Raw genomic sequence first — 20,124 nt, forward strand, 5'->3', positions numbered from 1 at the left:
GCGCCGCCGCCTGCCGGGCCGCCTGCTGGGCGGCAGGCCGGGCCGCCTGCCGGGCGGCATGCTGTGCACGCCGCTTCCGGGAAGCGACTGGGCGCGGCGCATCCGCGGCAGGAAGGACCGGCGGACCTGAGGCTCGTGCCGCCAGCGCTCGCGGCCTGGGCGACGGCGGCGTGGGCGCTGGACGCGCCGCCGGGGGCGGTCACGGGCCTGGTGATCACATGCGTTGTAGTGGCAGCCGGGCTGACATTGGTCCGGCGGCGAGGAGCGGGCGACGGCCCGCGGGGGAGTCGGAACGAAAAGGGGTGGACGCGGGCGACGGTCACCGCCGTGCTGCTGTGCACCGCCACGGCAGCCGTCTCGGCCGGGCTGCACGGGGCGGATCTGCGGCAGGGACCCGTGCCGGAGCTGGCCCGGCGGTACGCCACCGTGACCGCTGACGTGCAGGTCACCGCGGATCCACGGCTCACCCGGCCCCGGGTCACGGGCGACCGCGCGGCACCGCAGTCTGTGGTGCTGGAGGCCGAGGTCAGAGCGGTCCAGTCGGCGGGTGGGCAGCGGGTGGCGGTACGGACGCCGGTACTGGTCGTCGTGACGGCCGGGCGGAACGGGCCGCCGGGAGCAGTCGAGGGGCCCGGGCGTTCGCCGTGGCTGGGGCTGCTGCCGTCGACGCGGCTGCGCGTGACCGGCCGGCTCGCGCCGCCCGCGGTGGGCGGCGACCGGATCGCGGCCGTGGTGCGGGTACGCGACCGCGCGGCACCACGGATCGTGGGGGAGCCGTCGGGGGTGCAGCGGTTCGCGGGGCGGCTGAGGGCCGGGCTGCGGGACGCGACCGACGGTCTGCCGGGGGACGCGCGGGCGTTGCTGCCCGGGCTGGTCGTCGGGGATACGGCTCGGATCACGCCGGAGCTGGACGAGGCCTTCAAGGAGACCGATCTGGCGCATGTCCTGGCGGTCTCCGGAAGCAACCTCACCATCATCCTCGCGCTGCTCCTGGGGCCGCCGGGGCTCGCCCAGCGGGCCGAACGCCGGGGTGTCGCGCCCCGCCTCGGTCTCACGCTGCGGACGACGGCCGTGCTGGGCGGGGTGCTCACGCTCGGGTTCGTGCTCGTGTGCCGGCCCGACCCGAGTGTCCTGCGGGCGGCGGCCTGCGGAGGCGTCGCGCTGCTCGCGCTGGCCACGGGTCGACGCAGGTCGCTGCTGCCGGCGCTGGCGACGGCGGTGCTGCTGCTGGTGCTGTACGACCCGTGGCTGGCCCGCAGTTACGGCTTCCTGCTGTCCGTGCTGGCCACGGGAGCGCTGCTCACGCTGGCGCCGCGGTGGAGCGCCGCGCTGCGGCGGCGCCGGGTGCCGGCCCGGCTGGCGGAGGCGCTGGCCGCGGCGGGTGCCGCGCAGGCGGTGTGCGCTCCGGTGGTGGCGGTGCTGTCGGCGCGGGTGAGCCTGGTGGCGGTGCCGTGCAACCTGCTCGCGGAGTTCGCGGTCGCGCCGGCCACGGTGCTCGGGTTCGCGGCGCTGGCCTCCGCGCCGCTGGTGATGCCGGTGGCGAAGGCGCTGGCCTGGTGCGCGAGTTGGCCCGCCGGGTGGGTCGCCGCCATCGCGCGGGCTGGGGCCGGGCTGCCCGGTGGCGGTGTGGACTGGCCGGGCGGCTGGTGGGGGGCGCTGCTGCTCGGCTGCGTCACCGTGGCGGTCGTGCCGGCCGGGCGGAGACTGCTCGGGCATCCGTGGCTGTGCGGTGCCTGCGGACTGCTGCTTCTGCTGGCGGTGGTGCAGCCGCCCCCGCTGACCAGGGTGATCACGGGCTGGCCGCCGCCGGGCTGGCGGATGGTGATGTGCGACGTGGGGCAGGGGGACGCGGTGGTGCTCGCGGCGGGGGCGGGCACGGGCGTGGTGGTGGACGCCGGACCCGAGCCGAGACGGGTCGACCGGTGCCTGCACCGGCTCGGCATCACCCGGATCCCGCTGGTCGTGCTGACCCACTTCCACGCCGACCATGTGGCGGGGCTGCCGGGGGTGCTGCGCGGGCGGCAGGTCGGCGCGATCGAGACCACGGGCTTCGAAGAGCCCCCGGACCAGGTGGAGTTCGTACGGAGGGAGGCCGCGCGACGGAACATCCCCCTTGCCCGGGCCGCGGCAGGGGAGCGGCGACGGGTCGGCGGGGTCGACTGGGAGGTGCTGTGGCCGCCGGGCGGCGCGGCGGCGGCGTTCGCACCGGCACCGGACGGGCCGAACGACGCCAGCGTCACGCTGCTCGTGCGGTCGGGCGGGCTGCGGATGCTGCTGCTCGGCGATCTGGAACCGCCGGCCCAGCGGGCGCTGCTGAGATCACCGGCGGTCGCGTCGCTGGCCGGGGTGGACGTGCTGAAGGTGGCGCATCACGGTTCCGCGTACCAGGAGGCCGACCTGATACGGGTGGTGGCACCCCGGCTCGCGCTGGTGTCCGTGGGCGCGGACAACCCCTACGGCCATCCCGCGCCCGCCACGGTGGCGGCGCTGCGGGCGGTGGGCGCGGCGGTGTTGCGGACGGACCGGGACGGCACGCTTGCGGTCACGGGGGCGGACGGGCGGGTGGGGGTGGCGGCAGACTGAGGCCATGGACTCGGTCATGGACTCCGAACAGGTCGACGCCTATCTCCGCCGCCTGGGGGTCGAACAGACCCCGGCCCGGCCCACCGACGAGGTGTTGCGCGCACTGCATCTGCGCCATCTGTGCACCGTGCCCTTCGAGAACCTCTCGGTCCACCTCGGCGAGGAGATCGTGCTGGACGAGAAGCTGCTGGTGGACAAGGTGGTGGGGGCGCGGAGGGGAGGGTTCTGCTACGAACTGAACGGGGCGTTCGGGGCGTTGCTGGCCGCGCTGGGCTTCGAGGTGTCGCCGCTGGCGGCGCGGGTGTACGGGGAGGGGGAGCGGCTCGGGGTGCCGTACGACCACATGGCGCTGCGGGTGCGGACGGCGGACGGCGGTGACTGGCTGGCCGACGTGGGGTTCGGGGCGCACAGCCACTACCCGCTGCGGTTCGCGGAACGGGGCGAGCAGGAGGATCCGGGTGGTGTGTTCCGGATCGCGGAGGCGGGGCCGGACGCGGCCGGAGCGGGTGGCGGGGGAAGGGGGGAGGGGAGAGAGGGGAGCGACCTGGATGTCCTTCGGGACGGCGGGCGGCAGTACCGGCTGGAGGTGCGGCCCCGGGTGCTCGGTGACTTCGTGACCGGGGCCTGGTGGCACAGCACCTCTCCGCACTCCCACTTCATGCGGTCCCTCGTGTGCTCGCGGGTCACGGAGGACGGGGGGAGGGTGACGCTGAGCGGGCGGCGGCTCACGGTGACGGATCCGGGCGGCGGCCGGGAGGAGCGTGAACTGGGCGGGGACGAGGAGGTGTTGGCGGCGTACCGGGAGCTGTTCGGTATCGAGCTGGAACGGGTGCCGGTCGTGCGGAGCCGGAGCGGTGACGGCTGAGGGCTGCGGACCGAGGGCTGATCCCGCCGGATCGGGCAGGCCGTCCCCCAGGGGCAGGGGGGTTCCGGGCTGCCTGAGAATGGGGGCGTGAGCGATGTGAGACATGTGCTGGTGCTGCCCGACCGCGATGCCGCGGAGGAGGTCGTGGAGGCGCTTGGGGAGCGGTTCGGGGTGCGGGAGGAGCCGCAGGTCGTCCGGGACGCGCTGGCCGGGGAGGACGACGCGGAGGACGCGCAGTGGCTGGTGGTGCTGCGGGACGAGGACGCACGGCTGGACCCGGCGGAGCTGGACGCGTTCGCGGGGGAGTGGGACGGGTGGCGTGAGGAGCCGTGAGTGTGCGGTGCGGGGCGTTGGTGCGGGCCGGGGGTGGGTCGCGCGGCCCGGCGCTTGCGGGGTGCCGCTGCGCCCACCCGTGCCGCCCCAGCGGCACGACTGCCCGCAGCTAAGTCGGTAAGGAGCCCCGCTGCCCGCAGCTAAGTCGGTAACGGGTCTCGACTGCCCTAGCCAAGGCCACCGCCACCCCGTTGTCAGTCCCCCGTGCCATGCTTGTCCCGATGGCCAGGAAGACTGCTAGTGACGACCCTCTTGCTCCCGTGACGTTGGCCGTGGGGCAGGAGGACCTGCTGCTCGATCGTGCCGTGCGGGACGTGGTGGCTGCCGCCCGGGCCGCCGACGCCGACACGGACGTGCGGGAGCTGACCCCCGACCAGTTGCAGCCGGGCACGCTCGCCGAGCTGACCAGTCCTTCGCTGTTCGCCGAGCGCAAGGTCGTCGTCGTGCGCAACGCGCAGGACCTGTCGGCCGACACGATCAAGGACGTGAAGGCGTATCTCTCGGCGCCCGCCGAGGAGATCACGCTGGTGCTGCTGCACGCCGGCGGCGCCAAGGGCAAGGGGCTGCTGGACGCCGCGCGCAAGGCGGGGGCGCGGGAGGTGGCCTGCCCGAAGATGACCAAGCCGGCGGACCGGCTGGCGTTCGTGCGGCAGGAGTTCCGGGCCACCGGCCGCTCCGCCACCCCTGAGGCCTGCCAGGCGCTCGTCGACGCCATCGGCAGCGATCTGCGGGAGCTGGCGTCCGCGGTGTCGCAGCTGGTCGCGGACGTCGAGGGGACCATCGACGAGGCGGTCGTGGGGCGGTACTACACCGGCCGCGCCGAGGCCTCCAGCTTCACCGTCGCCGACCGGGCGGTGGAGGGGCGGGCCGCCGAGGCGCTGGAGGCGCTCAGGTGGTCGCTGGCCACCGGCGTGGCGCCCGTCATGATCACCAGTGCGCTCGCGCAGGGCGTGCGGGCCATCGGGAAGCTGTCCTCCGCGCGCGGCGGCCGGCCGGCCGACCTCGCCCGTGAGCTGGGCATGCCGCCGTGGAAGATCGACCGGGTCCGGCAGCAGATGCGGGGCTGGACGCCGGACGGGGTGGCGGCGGCGCTGCGGGCGGTGGCGGAGGCCGACGCGGGCGTCAAGGGTGGCGGCGACGACCCCGAGTACGCGCTGGAGAAGGCCGTCGTGACCATCGCGCGGGCCGCCCGTTCCAGAGGCCGATAGCGGCGCTGCGGAGGACAATCGGAGGCGCAGCCGTACATCGCCGAGCGACGGAGAGGTGGCGATCGCGATGGCTGAGCATCCGCACGCAGCGCTCGTCCGCAGGGGCTACGAGGCGTTCCAGCGCGGGGACATGGAGACCCTGCGCTCTCTGATGACCGGGGACTGTACGCACCACGTGCCCGGCTCCCACCCGTTGTCGGGCGACCACAAGGGCATCGACTCGATCCTGGACGGCTACTACGGCCGGCTCTACTCGGAGACGGGCGGCTCGTTCCAGGTCGACCTGCGCAACATCCTCGTCGACGGCCGGGGGCACGCGGTGTCCGTGCACCATGTCACGGCCGACCGGGGCGGGAAGCACCTGGACGAGATGGGCGGCATCGTCTTCCGGATCGTCGGCGACAAGATCACGGACCTGGACGAGTGCGTCACCGACATCGACATGAGCAACGACTTCTGGACGTGACACGGGGAGGACGGGACGCGGGAGCCGACCGCGCGGAGGCATGCCCAGGCTCGCGGGGGCAGGCCCAAGGCCAGCGGGGGCAAGCCGAAGACAGCGTGGGCATGCCGAAGGCCCCGGCGACCCGCCCTGGGGAAGGGCAGGGCGCCGGGGCCCGCGGATGAAGCCGATGGAGCCGCGCCCGCGTGGCGAACGCAGGCCGCGCGCGGCTCCGGGGTTGCCGGTCGGGGGCGGATGAGAGAGGGCCCGCCCGGGGTCCTTCCGGCGGTCAGATCAGCAGGTGTCAGCCCTTGAGGGACGCGACCTTCACAGCCAGCGCCGACTTCTTGTTGGCGGCCTGGTTCTTGTGGATGACGCCCTTGGAGACGGCCTTGTCCAGCGCACGCGCGGCAGCGCGCTGCAGCTCGACGGCCTTCTCGACGTCACCGGCGGCAGCGGCCTCGCGAGCCTTGCGGATCGCGGTCTTCAGAGACGACTTGACGGCCTTGTTGCGCAGCCGGGCCTTCTCGTTGGTCTTGATCCGCTTGATCTGGGACTTGATGTTCGCCACGAATGAGCCTTTTCAGGTTCAGGCACGGTCCAGCGGGGTCCCAGGGGATCCCGAGTCCCGTGCCAGGTGATTTCTTGGGGTCGTGCCTCGCGCTGAGAGGGCATGAGACACAGCCACCTACACTACCAGCGGCCCTCCGAGTGGCCCAAACCGGTCGCCGCACCCCGCCCGTGGGACCATGGAGGCTACGTATCGATCCGACCCGAGGCATAAGGCGCCTCAAGAGACAGGACCCTGCGTGCCCGCGACCCCTAACCATGTGCCCGAGCCGAGCCGTACCGACCCGGCTCTGATCCGCAATTTCTGCATCATCGCGCACATCGACCACGGCAAGTCCACGCTCGCCGACCGGATGCTCCAGCTGACCGGCGTGGTCGAGCAGCGGCAGATGCGTGCTCAGTACCTCGACCGGATGGACATCGAGCGCGAGCGCGGCATCACGATCAAGTCCCAGGCCGTGCGCCTGCCCTGGGCTCCGACCCACGACCCGGGCAACACGCACATCCTCAACATGATCGACACCCCGGGGCACGTCGACTTCACCTACGAGGTCTCGCGGTCGCTCGCCGCCTGCGAGGGGACCATCCTCCTCGTCGACGCCGCCCAGGGCATCGAGGCGCAGACCCTCGCCAACCTCTACCTGGCGATGGAGAACGACCTCACGATCATCCCCGTACTGAACAAGATCGACCTGCCGGCCGCGCAGCCCGAGAAGTTCGCCGAGGAGCTGGCCAACCTGGTCGGGTGCGAGCCGGGCGACGTGCTGAAGGTCTCCGCCAAGACGGGCCTCGGCGTCGAGGCGCTGCTGGACAAGGTCGTCCGGGAGATCCCGGCCCCGGTCGGCGTCGCCGACGCCCCGGCGCGCGCCATGATCTTCGACTCGGTCTACGACTCCTACCGCGGTGTCGTGACGTACGTCCGTGTCATCGACGGCCAGCTCAACAAGCGCGAGCGCATCAGGATGATGTCGACGGGCGCCACGCACGAGCTGCTGGAGATCGGGACGAACTCCCCGGAGATGCTCCCGGCCGACGGCCTCGGCGTCGGCGAGGTGGGCTATCTGATCACGGGTGTGAAGGACGTCCGCCAGTCGAAGGTCGGTGACACCGTCACCAGCCAGCAGAAGGGGGCCACGGAGGCGCTCGGGGGGTACAAGGACCCCAAGCCGATGGTGTTCTCCGGGCTGTACCCGCTGGACGGCTCCGACTACCCGGAGCTGCGCGAGGCCCTGGACAAGCTGCAGCTCAACGACGCCGCGCTGGTCTACGAGCCGGAGACCTCCGCCGCGCTCGGCTTCGGTTTCCGCGTGGGCTTCCTCGGCCTGCTGCACCTGGACGTGATCCGGGAGCGGCTGGAGCGCGAGTTCGGCCTCGACCTGATCGCCACCGCGCCGAACGTGGTCTACCGCGTGATCATGGAGGACGGCAGCGAGGTCGTCGTCACCAACCCGAGCGAGTTCCCCGAGGGCAAGATCGCCGAGGTGTACGAGCCGGTGGTGCGGGCGACCATCCTCGCGCCGTCGGAGTTCATCGGCGCGATCATGGAGCTGTGCCAGACCCGGCGCGGCACCATGCTCGGCATGGACTACCTCTCCGAGGACCGCGTGGAGATCCGCTACACGCTGCCCCTCGCGGAGATCGTCTTCGACTTCTTCGACCAGCTGAAGTCCAAGACGCGTGGCTACGCGTCGCTCGACTACGAGCCCACGGGCGAGCAGTCCAGCTCCCTGGTCAAGGTCGACATCCTGCTGCACGGCGACAAGGTGGACGCCTTCTCGGCGATCACCCACCGGGACCAGGCCTACGCCTACGGCGTCCGGCTCGTCGCCAAGCTGAAGGAGCTGATCCCGCGGCAGAACTTCGAGGTGCCCGTCCAGGCGGCCATCGGCTCGCGGGTCATCGCCCGCGAGACCATCCGCGCCATCCGCAAGGACGTCCTCGCCAAGTGCTACGGCGGTGACATCTCCCGTAAGCGGAAGCTGCTGGAGAAGCAGAAGGAAGGCAAGAAGCGGATGAAGATGGTGGGTTCCGTGGAGGTTCCGCAGGAGGCCTTCATCGCCGTCCTCTCCAGCGATGACAGCGCGGGGCCGGCCAAGGGCAAGAAGTAACCGCCGGTTACAGCAGGCCGGCCCGGCAAACCGGGCGCAACGGGGGCCCGTCGTACGAAAGTGCGGCGGGCCCCTCCGCATCTCACATCGGTATCGCGGGGGAAGTGACCGGGCGCGGCCCCTTACGCAGCGGGTGCTTGGCCCTTACCCTGATCCCTGCTCGATAGTTACTCGCGAGTTAAACAAGCTCTCGCGGGTAGGAACCAGCTGCACTGAGCCAGCCGCACTGCCGCGGGCCCCGGAGGATGTCGTGACCGACGCACAGACACTGATCGAGAACCGTCCGCCGTCCGTTGCGGGCCTCTTCCTGGACCGCGTGGCGGCCACCCCGGACGCCGAGGCCTACCGGTATCCGGTGCCGCCCGCCTCCGGCGAGGGCCCCGACGAGTGGAAGTCCCTGAGCTGGGCACAGGCGGCCGAGCGGGTCTACGCGATCGCCGCCGGCCTGATCGAGCTGGGCGTCCAGCCGGAGCAGCGCGTCGCGCTCGCCTCCGCCACCCGTCTGGAGTGGATCCTCGCCGACCTCGGCATCATGTGCGCCGGCGCCGCCACCACCACGGTCTACCCGCAGACCAACGCCGACGAGTCGGCGTACATCCTCTCCGACTCCGAGAGCCGGGTGCTGATCGCGGAGAACGCCGCCCAGCTCGCCAAGGCCGTCGAGAAGCGCGGCGAGCTGCCCGACCTCACCCACGTCGTGGTCGTCGACGCGACCGGCGTCGAGACCGGCGACTGGGTCCTCTCCCTCGCCGAGCTGGAGGAGCGCGGCGCCGCCCGCCTCAAGGAGGACCCCGACCTGGTCCGGGAGCGCGTCGGCAAGATCACCAAGGACCAGCTGGCCACCCTGATCTACACCTCCGGCACCACCGGCCGCCCCAAGGGTGTGCGGCTGCCGCACGACAACTGGTCGTACATGGCGAAGGCGATCGCCGCGACCGGCCTGATCAGCGGCGACGACGTGCAGTACCTGTGGCTGCCGCTCGCGCACGTCTTCGGCAAGGTGCTCACCTCCGGCCAGATCGAGGTCGGCCACGTCACCGCCGTCGACGGCCGCGTCGACAAGATCATCGAGAACCTGCCGGTCGTCCAGCCGACCTACATGGCCGCCGTCCCGCGCATCTTCGAGAAGGTCTACAACGGCGTCGCCGCCAAGGCCAAGGCGGGCGGCGCCGCCAAGTTCAAGATCTTCCAGTGGGCCTCCGAGGTCGCCCGCGAGTACGCCAAGGTCACCCAGGACAACTTCAAGCGCACCGGCAACCGCACCGCGCCCTTCGGCCTCGCCGCCAAGCACAAGGTCGCCGACGCGCTCGTCTTCGCCAAGATCCGCGAGGCCTTCGGCGGCAACCTGCGCGCCTGCGTCTCCGGCTCCGCCGCGCTCGCCCCCGAGATCGGCTACTTCTTCGCCGGCGCCGGCATCCACATCCTGGAGGGCTACGGCCTCACCGAGTCCTCCGCGGCCTCCTTCGTCAACCCCGGCGAGGCCTACCGCACCGGCACCGTCGGCAAGCCGCTGCCCGGCACCGAGGTCCGCATCGCCGACGACGGCGAGATCCTGCTGCGCGGCCCCGGCATCATGGAGGGCTACCACAAGCTGCCCGAGAAGACCGCCGAGGTGCTGGAGAGCGACGGCTGGTTCCACACCGGCGACATCGGCGAGCTATCCCCCGACGGCTACCTGCGCATCACCGACCGCAAGAAGGACCTCATCAAGACGTCCGGCGGCAAGTACATCGCGCCCGCCGAGGTCGAGGGACAGTTCAAGGCGGTGTGCCCCTACGTCTCCAACATCCTCGTGCACGGCGCCGACCGGAACTTCTGCACCGCGCTCATCGCCCTCGACGAGGTCGCCATCCTCGACTGGGCGAAGGAGAACGGGCTGGAGGGCAGGCCGTACGCCGAGGTCGTCGCCGCGCCCGCGACGGTCGCCCTCGTCCAGGGGTACGTCGACCAGCTCAACGAGGGTCTCCAGCGCTGGCAGACCATCAAGAAGTTCCGGCTGCTGCCGCGCGACCTCGACGTCGAGCACGGTGAGATCACGCCCAGCCTGAAGCTGAAGCGGCCGGTCGTGGAGCGGGAGTACAAGCACCTGCTCGACGAGATGTACGCCGGCACGCGCGAGGCGTAGGGGCCGCCCCGGCGCCGCCACGTCGCTTTTCCCCTTGCCCCCGGGTGCTCGAATCGGGTTCGGTTTCTGACCGTCTTCGAGCACCCGTGGTGCACGGTTCACATCCAGGACTGCCCTATTCGGTAACTCCCCGCTTATGAGCCTGGTCGGTCTGTCACCCTGTCGGCAGAAACCGAGACTCATTCGACTGTTCGGGAGCTGCCGATGGGGGTCGTTCCGACGCAACGGGACTCCGCTGCCCGTGCGGGCGACGCGTCCGCGCCCGGCACACGCGAGGCGACCCGGACGTACGCCACCCTGCCCGGCGGCTCCCTCGCCCCCGGCACCGCCCGCGACCTGGTCCGCGGCGCGCTGCGCGAGTGGGCCGAGCTGGGGCCGCCCGGCGCCCGGCACCTGACCGACCGGCTCGTCGAGGACGCGATACTCGTCGTCAGCGAACTCGTCACCAACGCCGTCGTCCACGCCGGCACCGACGTCGGCCTGCTGTGCCGGCTGGAGCCCGCCGGGCACGTCGTCGTCGAGGTCTCCGACCAGCACCCCGCGCACGCCCCGCGCGACGACGAGCCCGCACGGGCCGCGCAGGCCGTCCCGGCGTACGACACCCCCGAGTACGGCCGCGGCCTGCGCCTCGTCGCCACGCTCGCCGAGTCCTGGGGCATCACCTACCGGCGCGGCGCCAAGACGGTGTGGGCCCGGCTGTCCGCCGACGAGACCCGCACCGCCGACGACACCGCCGACGCCGACGCGGCCGTCGACGCCTCCGTCGGCGCCGCCCTGCACGTCGCCCGGGGACTCGCCGCCGAGCCCGGCCCCGGCGGGCGGGACCGGGAGTGGCTGGGGCGCGCCGCGCTGTCCTTCCTCGCCGAGGCCTCCGACCTGCTCGCCGGGCAGCTCGACGAGGACCTGGTCGCCGCGCTGACCGGCCAGCTGATCGTGCCCCGGCTCGCCGACTGGTGCGCCGTGTGGCTGGAGGACGAGATCACCGGCCGCGGGCGCTGGGGCGACGGCACGGGCGGCCTCGGACCGCGGCCGGCCCGGGTCTGGCACACCGACGAACACCTGGTCGAGGACCTGCGGCGGGCCCTGGAGAAGGACCCGCCCGACCCACCGGACGTCCTCAGCCCGGGCCCGGTGCCCTACCCGTGGCCGACGGCGGCCTTCGGACCGGCACCGGGCGACGCGGAGACCTCCCGGACCGACCGCCGCGCCGCCGTGGGGTGGACTGCGGCCGAAGATGCCGACCGTCGCGCCGCAGCCGGGTGGCCGGTGGCAGAGGAAGCCGACCGCCGTGCCGCCCTCGTCTCTGCGGCAGAGGAAGCCGACCGCCGTGGCTCCCTCGTCTCTGCGGCAGAGGAAGCCGACCGCCGCGCCACCCTCGTCTCTGCGGCCGAGGAAGCCGACCGCCGTGGCTCCCTCGTCTCTGCGGCAGAGGAAGCCGACCGCCGTGCCTCCGTCGCCTCGGCGGCAGAGAAAGCCGACCGCCGTGCCCCCTTCGCCTCGGCGGCCGAGGAGGCCGACCGTCGCGCCGCCACCGTCTCCGCCGACGAGGAAGCCGACCCTCACGCCGCGGGACGGCCGGTGCCCGGGGAGCCCGACGAGGGCGGCCGGGGCGTGGCCCGCCATGCCGGTGCCGCCCTCGCGTACCGGCTCGTCGCCGGAGGGCGGCCGCTCGGGACGCTCGTCATCGGACGGGCCGGGGTGCCGGGGTTCCCCGACGAGGTGACCGGGCTGGTGGAGGACCTCAGCCGCCGGGTCGCCCTCGCCATCGGCGCCGCCCGCCAGTACGCCCGGCAGGCCACCATCAGCGCCGTGCTCCAGCGCGGCCTGCTGCCTGGCGCGCTCCCCGAGATCCCCGGGGTGCGCAGCGCCCTCGTCCACGAGCCGTGCGACGTCGGCGGGCCCAGCGGCGACTTCTACGACCTCTTCCCGGCCGGCGACGGCCGCTGGTGCTTCGCCGTCGGCGACGTGCAGGGCAAGGGCCCCGAGGCGGCCGTCGTCATCGGCCTCGCCCGGCCCTGGCTGCGGCTGCTGGCCCGCGAGGGCTACGGCGTCGCCGATGTCCTCGACCGCCTCAACCAGCTCCTCCTCGACGACGCCACCGAGGCCGCCGACGCCGCCGCCCGCGTCCTGGCCGGACCGGCCGTCCCCGGCGACGGCCCGCAGAACCGCTTCCTCTCCCTCCTCTACGGCGAACTCGTGCCCTTCGACGGAGGCGTCCGCTGCACCCTCGCCTCCGCCGGGCACCCGCTGCCGCTGATCCTCGGCCCCGACGGCGGCGTACGGACCGCCGCCCGCCCGCAGACCCTGCTCGGCGTCGTCGAGGACGAGACGTACACCAGCGAGACCGTGGAGCTGCGCTCCGGCGACACCCTGCTCTGCGTCACCGACGGCGTCACCGAGCGGCGCTGCGGCTCCCGCCAGTTCGACGACGCCGACGGACTCGCCGGAGCGCTCGCCGACTGCGCCGGCCTCAGCGCCGAGCTGATCGCGGCGCGCATCCGCCGGCTGGTGCACGAGTTCGGCGGACAGCCCCCCGAGGACGATCTCGCCCTGCTGGTGCTCCAGGCGGAGTGACCGGGCCGCCGCGCCGGTGCTGGACAATGGAAGGCATGCCTTCCGCTCTCCCCGACGGCGAGCCCGTCCCCGCCGACGGCGCGCTGCCCCCGCACGCGCTCGCCGGGGCCGCCGACCGCCCGCTCGGCTTCTACCTGCATGTCCCCTACTGCGCCACCCGCTGCGGCTACTGCGACTTCAACACCTACACCGCCACCGAGCTGCGCGGCACCGGCGGCGTGCTCGCCTCGCGCGACAACTACGCCGACACCCTCACCGACGAGATCCGACTCGCCCGCAAGGTCCTCGGCGACGACCCGCGCCCGGTCCGCACGGTCTTCGTCGGCGGCGGCACCCCCACCCTGCTCGCCGCCGACGACCTCGTCCGCATGCTGGCGGCGATCCGCGACGAGTTCGGGCTGGCCGACGACGCCGAGATCACCACGGAGGCCAACCCGGAGTCCGTCGACCCCGCCTACCTGGCCACCCTGCGCGCCGGCGGCTTCAACCGGATCTCCTTCGGCATGCAGAGCGCCCGGCAGCACGTGCTGCGGATCCTCGACCGCACCCACACCCCCGGCCGCCCCGAGGCGTGCGTCGCCGAGGCCCGCGCGGCCGGCTTCGAGCACGTCAACCTCGACCTGATCTACGGCACCCCGGGGGAGAGCGACGACGACTGGCGGGCCTCGCTGGACGCGGCCGTCGGGGCGGGCCCGGACCACGTCAGCGCGTACGCGCTCATCGTGGAGGAGGGCACGCAGCTGGCCCGCCGCATCCGCCGGGGCGAGATCCCGATGACCGACGACGACGTACACGCCGACCGCTACCTGATCGCCGAGGAGACGCTGTCGGCGGCGGGCTTCGACTGGTACGAGGTCTCCAACTGGGCCACCTCCGAGGCCGGCCGCTGCCTGCACAACGAGCTGTACTGGCGGGGCGCCGACTGGTGGGGCGCGGGACCCGGCGCCCACTCGCACGTGGGCGGCGTGCGCTGGTGGAACGTCAAGCACCCGGGGGCGTACGCGGCGGCGCTGGCGGAGGGCCGCTCACCGGGCGCCGGGCGCGAGGTCCTGACGGACGAGGACCGGCGCGTGGAGCGGATCCTGCTGGAGCTGCGGCTGCGGGAGGGCGTACCGCTGTCGCTGCTGAAGGAGGAGGGCCGCGCGGCCTCCCGCCGCGCCCTGGCGGACGGGCTCCTTCAGGAGGGCCCGTACGAGGAGGGGCGGGCCGTGCTGACCCTGCGGGGGCGGCTGCTGGCGGACGCGGTGGTGCGGGACCTGGTGGACTGACCGACGCGCGAACTGCTGGACCGAGCGGCCACTCCGATCACTCCGCCGGTGCGCCGCCGGTGACGAAATCGATCAGTTCCTCCACCCGGCCCAGCAGCTCCGGCTCCAGGTCCTTGTACGACCGCACCCGCTTCAGGATCGCCTGCCACACCGCGCCCGTGTTCTCCGAAGGCCAGCCCAGCGCCCGGCACACCCCCGTCTTCCAGTCCTGGCCGCGCGGCACCGACGGCCACGCCGGGATGCCCAGCGACGACGGCTTCACCGCCTCCCAGATGTCGATGTACGGGTGGCCGACGACCATCGCGTGCTCGCTCGTCACCGACTCGGCGATCCGCCACTCCTTCGAGCCCGGCACGAGATGGTCCACCAGGACGCCAAGCCGGGCGTCCGGGCCGGGGGCGAAGGACTCCACGATCGCCGGGAGGTCGTCCACGCCCTCCAGGTACTCCACCACCACGCCCTCGATGCGCAGGTCGTCGCCCCACACCTTCTCGACCAGCTCGGCGTCGTGCCGGCCCTCCACGTAGATCCGCCCGGCGCGGGCCACCCGGGCCCGGGCGCCGGGCACGGCCACCGAGCCGGAGGCCGTACGGGACGGCCGTACCGGAGCCGTCGGGGCCGGCCTGACCAGGGTCACCGGCCGGCCCTCCAGCAGGAAGCCGCGCGGCTCCAGGGGGAACACGCGGTGCTTGCCGAAGCGGTCCTCCAGCGTGACCGTGCCCGCCTCGCAGCGGATCACCGCGCCGCAGAAGCCGGTGCCGGCCTCCTCCACCACCAGGCCGGGCTCCGCCGGCACCTCGGCGACCGGCTTCGGCCTCTTCCAGGGCGGGGTCAGATCGGGGGAGTACTGCCGCATTCGCACGACGATAGGAGAAGTCCTCCGCCGTCCCGGTGAGGATCAGCGCGACACGCCGAAGCGGGCCGCCAGCTCGTCGCGCTGCCGGCGCACGAACGCCGCGTCCACCACCGCCCCGTGCCCCGGCACGTACAGCGCGTCCTCGCCGCCCAGCGCCAGCAGCCGGTCCAGCGCGTCCGGCCAGTGGGCCGGTACGGCGTCCGGGCCCGCCTGCGGGTCGCCCGACTCCTCGACCAGGTCGCCGCAGAACACCACCTCCGGGTCGCCCGGCACCAGCACGGCCAGGTCGTGGGCGGTGTGCCCCGGGCCCACGTTCGCCAGCAGCACCTGCCGGCCACCGCCCAGGTCGAGCGTCCACTCACCCGACACCCCGTGCCGTACCGGCGGCAGCGCGTCCGCCGCCTCCTCGGCCGCGCGGGCGTCCAGGCCGTTGCGGACGGCGTCCGCGCGCAGCTCCTCGCGGTCACGCGCGCGGGCCAGCACCGCGTCGACGCCCACCGCGCCGTACACCTCAGCGCCCGCGCACGCCGCCGCCCCGAAGACGTGGTCGAAGTGGGGGTGGGTCAGCGCGAGATGGGTCACACGCCCGCCGCTCAACCGTTCGGCCTGAGTGCGCAGCCGGGCCCCCTCCGCCAGGCTCGACCCCGCGTCGATCAGCAGCGCCGTCCCGCCGCCCGTCACCAGGCCCGCCGTGCAGTCCCACACCGGCAGCCGGCACCGGCCGACCCCCGCCGCCAGCCGCTCCCAGCCCAGCTCTTCCCAAGTCACGCTCATACCGGGACGCTAGCCCTACCCACCGCCGGTACGGGACCGACCTTGCCCGCGGTGTACCCCACCGCCGTACACTGGGCCGGGGAAGTCTGGCACTCGCACGCGCAGAGTGCCAGGCGGGACGCAAGGGGAACGACTTCTGGAGGTGTGCGCGCGATGCTGAGTGAACGCAGGCTTCAGGTACTGCGCGCCATCGTCCAGGACTACGTCGGCACCGAGGAGCCCGTCGGCTCCAAGGCGCTGACGGAGCGGCACAACCTCGGCGTCTCCCCGGCCACGGTCCGCAACGACATGGCGGCCCTGGAGGACGAGGGGTACATCGCCCAGCCGCACACCAGCGCCGGGCGCATCCCCACCGACAAGGGCTACCGGCTGTTCGTCGACAAGCTCGCCGGTGTGAAGCCGATGAGCCCGCCCGAGCGCCGCGCCATCCAGAACTTCCTGGAGGGCGCCGTCGACCTCGACGACGTCGTCGCGCGGACGGTGCGGCTGCTCGCGCAGCTCACGCGGCAGGTCGCCGTGGTGCAGTACCCGTCGCTGACCCGTTCGACGGTGCGGCACGTGGAGCTGCTGTCGCTCGCCCCCGCGCGGGTGATGCTGGTGCTGATCACCGACACCGGCCGGGTCGAGCAGCGGCTGGTGGACTGCCCGGCGCCGTTCGGCGAGGCGTCCCTGGCGGACCTGCGGGCCCGGCTCAACAGCCGTGTCGCGGGCCGTCGCTTCACGGACGTCCCCCAGCTGGTGGAGGACCTGCCCGAGGCCTTCGAGGTCGAGGACCGCGGTACGGTCTCGACGGTGCTCTCCACCCTCCTGGAGACGCTCGTCGAGGAGAACGAGGAGCGGCTGATGATCGGCGGTACCGCCAATCTGACCCGCTTCGGACATGACTTCCCCCTCACGATCCGGCCCGTGCTCGAGGCGCTGGAGGAGCAGGTCGTGCTCCTGAAGCTGCTCGGCGAGGCGAAGGATCCGGGCGTGACCGTCCGTATCGGTCACGAGAACGCCCACGAAGGACTCAACTCCACGTCCGTCGTGTCGGTCGGCTACGGTTCGGGCGGCGAGGCGGTTGCCAAGCTCGGCGTGGTCGGACCGACCCGCATGGACTACCCGGGAACGATGGGAGCGGTACGCGCAGTGGCACGGTACGTCGGACAGATCCTGGCGGAGTCGTAGGTGGCCACGGACTACTACGCCGTACTCGGCGTGCGCCGCGACGCGTCGCAGGAAGAGATCAAGAAGGCCTTCCGGCGGCTCGCGCGCGAGCTGCACCCGGACGTCAACCCCGATCCGAAGACCCAGGAGCGGTTCAAGGAGATCAACGCCGCTTACGAGGTGCTGTCGGACCCGCAGAAGAAGCAGGTCTACGACCTCGGCGGCGACCCGCTGTCGCAGTCCGGCGGCGCCGGCGCGGGCGGCTTCGGGGCCGGCGGCTTCGGCAACTTCTCCGACATCATGGACGCCTTCTTCGGTACGGCGTCGCAGCGCGGGCCGAGGTCGCGGACGCGACGCGGCCAGGACGCGATGATCCGGATCGAGGTCGAGCTGGACGAGGCGGCCTTCGGGACGACCAAGGACATCCAGGTCGACACCGCGATCGTCTGCTCGACCTGCAACGGGGAGGGCGCCGCGCCCGGCACCTCCGCGCAGACCTGTGACATGTGCCGCGGCCGCGGTGAGGTGTCGCAGGTGACGCGGTCCTTCCTGGGGCAGGTCATGACCTCGCGGCCGTGCCCGCAGTGCCAGGGCTTCGGCACCGTCGTGCCGACCCCCTGCCCCGAGTGCGCCGGTGACGGCCGGGTGCGCTCGCGGCGCACGCTGACCGTGAAGATCCCCGCCGGTGTCGACAACGGCACCCGGATCCAGCTCGCCGGTGAGGGCGAGGTGGGGCCGGGTGGCGGTCCCGCCGGTGACCTGTACGTCGAGATCCATGAACTGCCGCACTCCGTGTTCCAGCGGCGCGGCGACGACCTGCACTGCACGGTCACCATCCCGATGACCGCGGCGGCGCTCGGCACCAAGGTGCCGCTGGAGACGCTGGACGGGATGGAGGAGGTCGACATCCGGCCCGGCACCCAGTCCGGGCAGTCGATCCCGCTGCACAACCGCGGCGTCACGCATCTGCGCGGCGGCGGCCGGGGCGACCTCATCGTCCACGTCGAGGTGCAGACGCCGAACAAGCTCGACCCCGAGCAGGAGCGGCTGCTGCGGGAGCTGGCCAAGCTGCGGGGCGAGGAGCGCCCGCAGGGGCAGTTCCAGCCCGGGCAGCAGGGGTTGTTCTCGCGGTTGAAGGACGCGTTCAACGGGCGCTGAGGGGCTTCTGCTTCCTTGGTTCTCACCCGACTTTCCCTTGGCCTATGCCAAGGGGAAGGCCCGATTCGGACTTGTTCGGAGTCCGTGACAACATGCGGTCATGTCCACCGCACTGACCGATCTCTTCCCCCACCCGATCGTGCAGGCGCCCATGGCGGGCGGGGTCTCCGTCCCCCAGCTCGCCGCCGCCGTGTGCGAGGCGGGCGGGCTCGGTTTCCTCGCCGCCGGGTACAAGACCGCCGACGGGATGTACCAGGAGATCAAGCAGCTGCGGAGCCTGACCGCCCGCCCCTTCGGCGTGAACCTCTTCCTGCCGCAGCCCGAGCACGCCGAGTCCGGCGCCGTCGAGCTGTACGCCCAGCAACTGGCCGGCGAGGCCACCTGGTACGACACCGAGCTGGGCGACCCGGAGAGCGGCCGCGACGACGGCTACGACGCCAAGCTCGCCGTGCTGCTGGACAATCCGGTGCCGGTGGTCTCCTTCCACTTCGGCGTGCCGAGCGCAGAGGCGCTCGAGGCGCTGCGGCGGGTCGGCACGTACACCCTCGTCACCGCCACCACCGCGGAGGAGGCCCTCGCCGTGCAGCGCGCCGGGGCCGACGCGGTGATCGCGCAGGGCGTCGAGGCCGGCGGGCACCAGGGCACCCACCGCGACGACCCCGAGACGGACGGCGGCGGGACCGGCCTGCTGTCGCTCGTCGCGCAGGTCCGCGAGACCGTGAGCATTCCGGTCGTCGCCGCCGGCGGCATCATGCGCGGCAGCCAGATCGCCGCGGTGCTGGCGGCCGGGGCCAGTGCCGCGCAGCTCGGTACGGCCTTCCTCGCCACGCCCGAGTCCGGCGCGCACGCGGTGCACAAGCGGGCGCTGGTCGATCCGCTGTTCGCGCGGACGGAGCTGACGCGGGCGTTCTCCGGGCGGCCCGCCCGGGGACTCGTCAACCGCTTCATGCGCGAGCACGGGCCGTACGCGCCCGCCGCGTACCCGGAGGTCCACCACCTGACCTCGCCGCTGCGGAAGGCTGCCGCCAAGGCGGGGGATCCGCAGGGGATGGCCCTGTGGGCCGGGCAGGGGCACCGGATGGCGCGGGAGCTGCCCGCGGGGCGGCTGGTCGAGGTGCTGGTCGGGGAGTTGGAGGCGGCGCGGACAGCGTTGTCGGGTGGACCGGGGCTGGGGTCGGGTGGACCGGGGTTGGGTTCCGGTGGACCGGGGCTGGGTTCCGGTGGATCGGGTCTGGGGTCGGGTGGACCGGGACTGGGGTCGGGTGGGCCAGGGCTGGGTTCCGGTGGGTCGGGGCTGGGGTCGGGTGGACCAGGGCTGGGTTCCGGTGGGTCGGGGCTGGGGTCCGGGTCGGGTCAGGGAGGGGTGCGATGACCGCGCCGGTGTTCGTTGTCGAGGAGTTGCCCGACGGGGCCGGGCGCGGGTTCGTGCTCGACGGGCCCGAGGGGCGGCACGCCGTGTCCGTGAAGCGGCTGCGGGCCGGGGAGGACGTGGTCCTCACCGACGGGGCCGGGCGGTGGGCCGAGGGCGTGGTCGCCGGGGTCGAGGGCAAGGACCGGCTCGTGGTGGACCTGCACGGGGTGCGGGAGGAGCCCGAGGAGGCTCCCCGGATCACCGTCGTGCAGGCCCTGCCCAAGGGCGACCGGGGTGAACTCGCCGTCGAGACCATGACCGAGGTCGGTGTCGACGCGATCGTGCCGTGGGCCGCCTCGCGCTGCATCACCCAGTGGAAGGGCGAGCGCGGGCTGAAGGCGCTCGGCAAGTGGCGGGCCACCGCGCGGGAGGCCGGGAAGCAGTCCCGGCGGGTGCGGTTCCCTTCGGTCGCGGACGCGGCGAGCACGCGACAGGTTGCCTCGCTTCTCGCCAAGGCGGACTTCGCGGCGGTGCTGCACGAGAGCGGCGACCGTCCGCTGGCCGCGGCCGAGCTGCCGGCGGGGGGTGACATCGTGCTCGTCGTCGGACCCGAGGGCGGGGTGTCGCCGGAGGAGCTGGCGGTGTTCGAGGAGGCCGGTGCGGTGGCCTACCGGCTGGGTCGTACGGTGTTGCGTACGTCGACCGCCGGTACGGCCGCGGCTGCGCTGCTGCTGGGGCGTACCGGGCGCTGGTCCTAATC

At 73.2% G+C, this 20,124-nt stretch carries 16 protein-coding genes; 13 read left to right on the forward strand and 3 right to left on the reverse strand.

The genetic code is table 11. The features are described from left to right. The first annotated feature begins 63 nt into the window (after nt 1-63). The 5 genes from IE308_RS21510 (at nt 64) to IE308_RS21530 (ending at nt 5,455) form a co-directional block, all read left to right on the forward strand. Nucleotides 64-2,583 carry a ComEC/Rec2 family competence protein gene (locus IE308_RS21510; RefSeq protein ID WP_229908984.1) on the forward strand — a complete coding sequence of 840 codons (2,520 nt, stop codon included), beginning with the start codon at nt 64-66 and terminating at the stop codon, nt 2,581-2,583. A gap of 16 nt (nt 2,584-2,599) precedes the next feature. Then, the gene (locus IE308_RS21515; RefSeq protein ID WP_190219394.1) at nt 2,600-3,448 is read left to right on the forward strand and encodes an arylamine N-acetyltransferase family protein; all 849 of its coding nucleotides are present in this window, start codon (nt 2,600-2,602) and stop codon (nt 3,446-3,448) included. Between the two features lie 87 nt (nt 3,449-3,535). Then, nucleotides 3,536-3,781: a hypothetical protein gene (locus IE308_RS21520; RefSeq protein WP_110628101.1), complete on the forward strand. Its 246-nt coding sequence runs from the start codon at nt 3,536-3,538 to the stop codon at nt 3,779-3,781. Between the two features lie 221 nt (nt 3,782-4,002). Then, nucleotides 4,003-4,989, forward strand: coding sequence for a DNA polymerase III subunit delta (holA, locus tag IE308_RS21525; RefSeq protein WP_190219176.1), 987 nt, complete (start codon nt 4,003-4,005; stop codon nt 4,987-4,989). A gap of 67 nt (nt 4,990-5,056) precedes the next feature. Beyond that, nucleotides 5,057-5,455, forward strand: a complete 399-nt coding sequence (locus IE308_RS21530; protein ID WP_190219177.1) for a nuclear transport factor 2 family protein — start codon at nt 5,057-5,059, stop codon at nt 5,453-5,455. Nucleotides 5,456-5,735: 280 nt separating this feature from the next. Here the strand turns inward: IE308_RS21530 and rpsT are convergent, their stop codons facing one another. Further along, the gene (gene rpsT / locus IE308_RS21535; RefSeq protein WP_110628098.1) at nt 5,736-6,002 is read right to left on the reverse strand and encodes a 30S ribosomal protein S20; all 267 of its coding nucleotides are present in this window, start codon (nt 6,000-6,002) and stop codon (nt 5,736-5,738) included. A 238-nt stretch (nt 6,003-6,240) separates the two neighbouring features. Here rpsT and lepA point away from each other — a divergent pair, with 238 nt between their 5' ends. From lepA to hemW, 4 genes are all read left to right on the forward strand, one after another. Beyond that, on the forward strand, nt 6,241-8,109 hold the full coding sequence (gene lepA, locus IE308_RS21540; RefSeq protein WP_110628097.1) for a translation elongation factor 4: 1,869 nt from the start codon (nt 6,241-6,243) through the stop codon (nt 8,107-8,109). Nucleotides 8,110-8,359: 250 nt separating this feature from the next. Continuing rightward, the gene (locus tag IE308_RS21545; protein ID WP_190219178.1) at nt 8,360-10,234 is read left to right on the forward strand and encodes an AMP-dependent synthetase/ligase; all 1,875 of its coding nucleotides are present in this window, start codon (nt 8,360-8,362) and stop codon (nt 10,232-10,234) included. Nucleotides 10,235-10,438: 204 nt separating this feature from the next. After that, nucleotides 10,439-12,808 carry a SpoIIE family protein phosphatase gene (locus tag IE308_RS21550; protein ID WP_190219179.1) on the forward strand — a complete coding sequence of 790 codons (2,370 nt, stop codon included), beginning with the start codon at nt 10,439-10,441 and terminating at the stop codon, nt 12,806-12,808. A 35-nt stretch (nt 12,809-12,843) separates the two neighbouring features. After that, the gene (gene hemW / locus IE308_RS21555) at nt 12,844-14,076 is read left to right on the forward strand and encodes a radical SAM family heme chaperone HemW (protein WP_190219180.1); all 1,233 of its coding nucleotides are present in this window, start codon (nt 12,844-12,846) and stop codon (nt 14,074-14,076) included. A gap of 37 nt (nt 14,077-14,113) precedes the next feature. On the opposite strand, the gene IE308_RS21560 is transcribed toward hemW, so the two are convergent. Then, nucleotides 14,114-14,932 (reverse strand): DUF3097 domain-containing protein, encoded by an 819-nt coding sequence (locus IE308_RS21560; RefSeq protein ID WP_190219181.1) that lies wholly within the window; start codon nt 14,930-14,932, stop codon nt 14,114-14,116. 42 nt (nt 14,933-14,974) lie between these two features. Then, nucleotides 14,975-15,706, reverse strand: coding sequence for an MBL fold metallo-hydrolase (locus IE308_RS21565; protein ID WP_190219182.1), 732 nt, complete (start codon nt 15,704-15,706; stop codon nt 14,975-14,977). 153 nt (nt 15,707-15,859) lie between these two features. Between IE308_RS21565 and hrcA the strand changes: the two genes are divergently transcribed. From hrcA to IE308_RS21585, 4 genes are all read left to right on the forward strand, one after another. Then, nucleotides 15,860-16,876, forward strand: coding sequence for a heat-inducible transcriptional repressor HrcA (gene hrcA / locus IE308_RS21570; protein WP_110628091.1), 1,017 nt, complete (start codon nt 15,860-15,862; stop codon nt 16,874-16,876). Beyond that, on the forward strand, nt 16,877-18,013 hold the full coding sequence (gene dnaJ, locus IE308_RS21575) for a molecular chaperone DnaJ (protein WP_110628090.1): 1,137 nt from the start codon (nt 16,877-16,879) through the stop codon (nt 18,011-18,013). Nucleotides 18,014-18,113: 100 nt separating this feature from the next. Then, nucleotides 18,114-19,385, forward strand: a complete 1,272-nt coding sequence (locus IE308_RS21580; RefSeq protein ID WP_190219183.1) for a nitronate monooxygenase — start codon at nt 18,114-18,116, stop codon at nt 19,383-19,385. Continuing rightward, complete coding sequence (locus tag IE308_RS21585) at nt 19,382-20,122, forward strand: 16S rRNA (uracil(1498)-N(3))-methyltransferase (RefSeq protein ID WP_110628088.1); 741 nt, start codon at nt 19,382-19,384, stop codon at nt 20,120-20,122. The genes IE308_RS21580 and IE308_RS21585 overlap by 4 nt, the downstream gene beginning before the upstream one ends. The last annotated feature ends 2 nt before the right edge of the window (nt 20,123-20,124 follow it).

The sequence above is a fragment of the Streptomyces griseosporeus genome (genome assembly GCF_014656055.1).
Lineage (GTDB): Bacteria > Actinomycetota > Actinomycetes > Streptomycetales > Streptomycetaceae > Streptomyces > Streptomyces griseosporeus.

What these genes read in the sequence shown, in the direction of transcription:
- IE308_RS21515 (WP_190219394.1), top strand. Translation starts at nt 2,600, where the DNA reads ATGGACTCCGAACAGGTCGACGCCTATCTCCGCCGCCTGGGGGTCGAA.
- IE308_RS21560 (WP_190219181.1), bottom strand. Translation starts at nt 14,932, where the DNA reads ATGCGGCAGTACTCCCCCGATCTGACCCCGCCCTGGAAGAGGCCGAAG.
- hrcA (WP_110628091.1), top strand. Translation starts at nt 15,860, where the DNA reads ATGCTGAGTGAACGCAGGCTTCAGGTACTGCGCGCCATCGTCCAGGAC.
- IE308_RS21530 (WP_190219177.1), top strand. Translation starts at nt 5,057, where the DNA reads ATGGCTGAGCATCCGCACGCAGCGCTCGTCCGCAGGGGCTACGAGGCG.
- holA (WP_190219176.1), top strand. Translation starts at nt 4,003, where the DNA reads ATGGCCAGGAAGACTGCTAGTGACGACCCTCTTGCTCCCGTGACGTTG.
- hemW (WP_190219180.1), top strand. Translation starts at nt 12,844, where the DNA reads ATGCCTTCCGCTCTCCCCGACGGCGAGCCCGTCCCCGCCGACGGCGCG.
- IE308_RS21550 (WP_190219179.1), top strand. Translation starts at nt 10,439, where the DNA reads ATGGGGGTCGTTCCGACGCAACGGGACTCCGCTGCCCGTGCGGGCGAC.
- IE308_RS21580 (WP_190219183.1), top strand. Translation starts at nt 18,114, where the DNA reads ATGTCCACCGCACTGACCGATCTCTTCCCCCACCCGATCGTGCAGGCG.
- IE308_RS21585 (WP_110628088.1), top strand. Translation starts at nt 19,382, where the DNA reads ATGACCGCGCCGGTGTTCGTTGTCGAGGAGTTGCCCGACGGGGCCGGG.
- IE308_RS21565 (WP_190219182.1), bottom strand. Translation starts at nt 15,706, where the DNA reads ATGAGCGTGACTTGGGAAGAGCTGGGCTGGGAGCGGCTGGCGGCGGGG.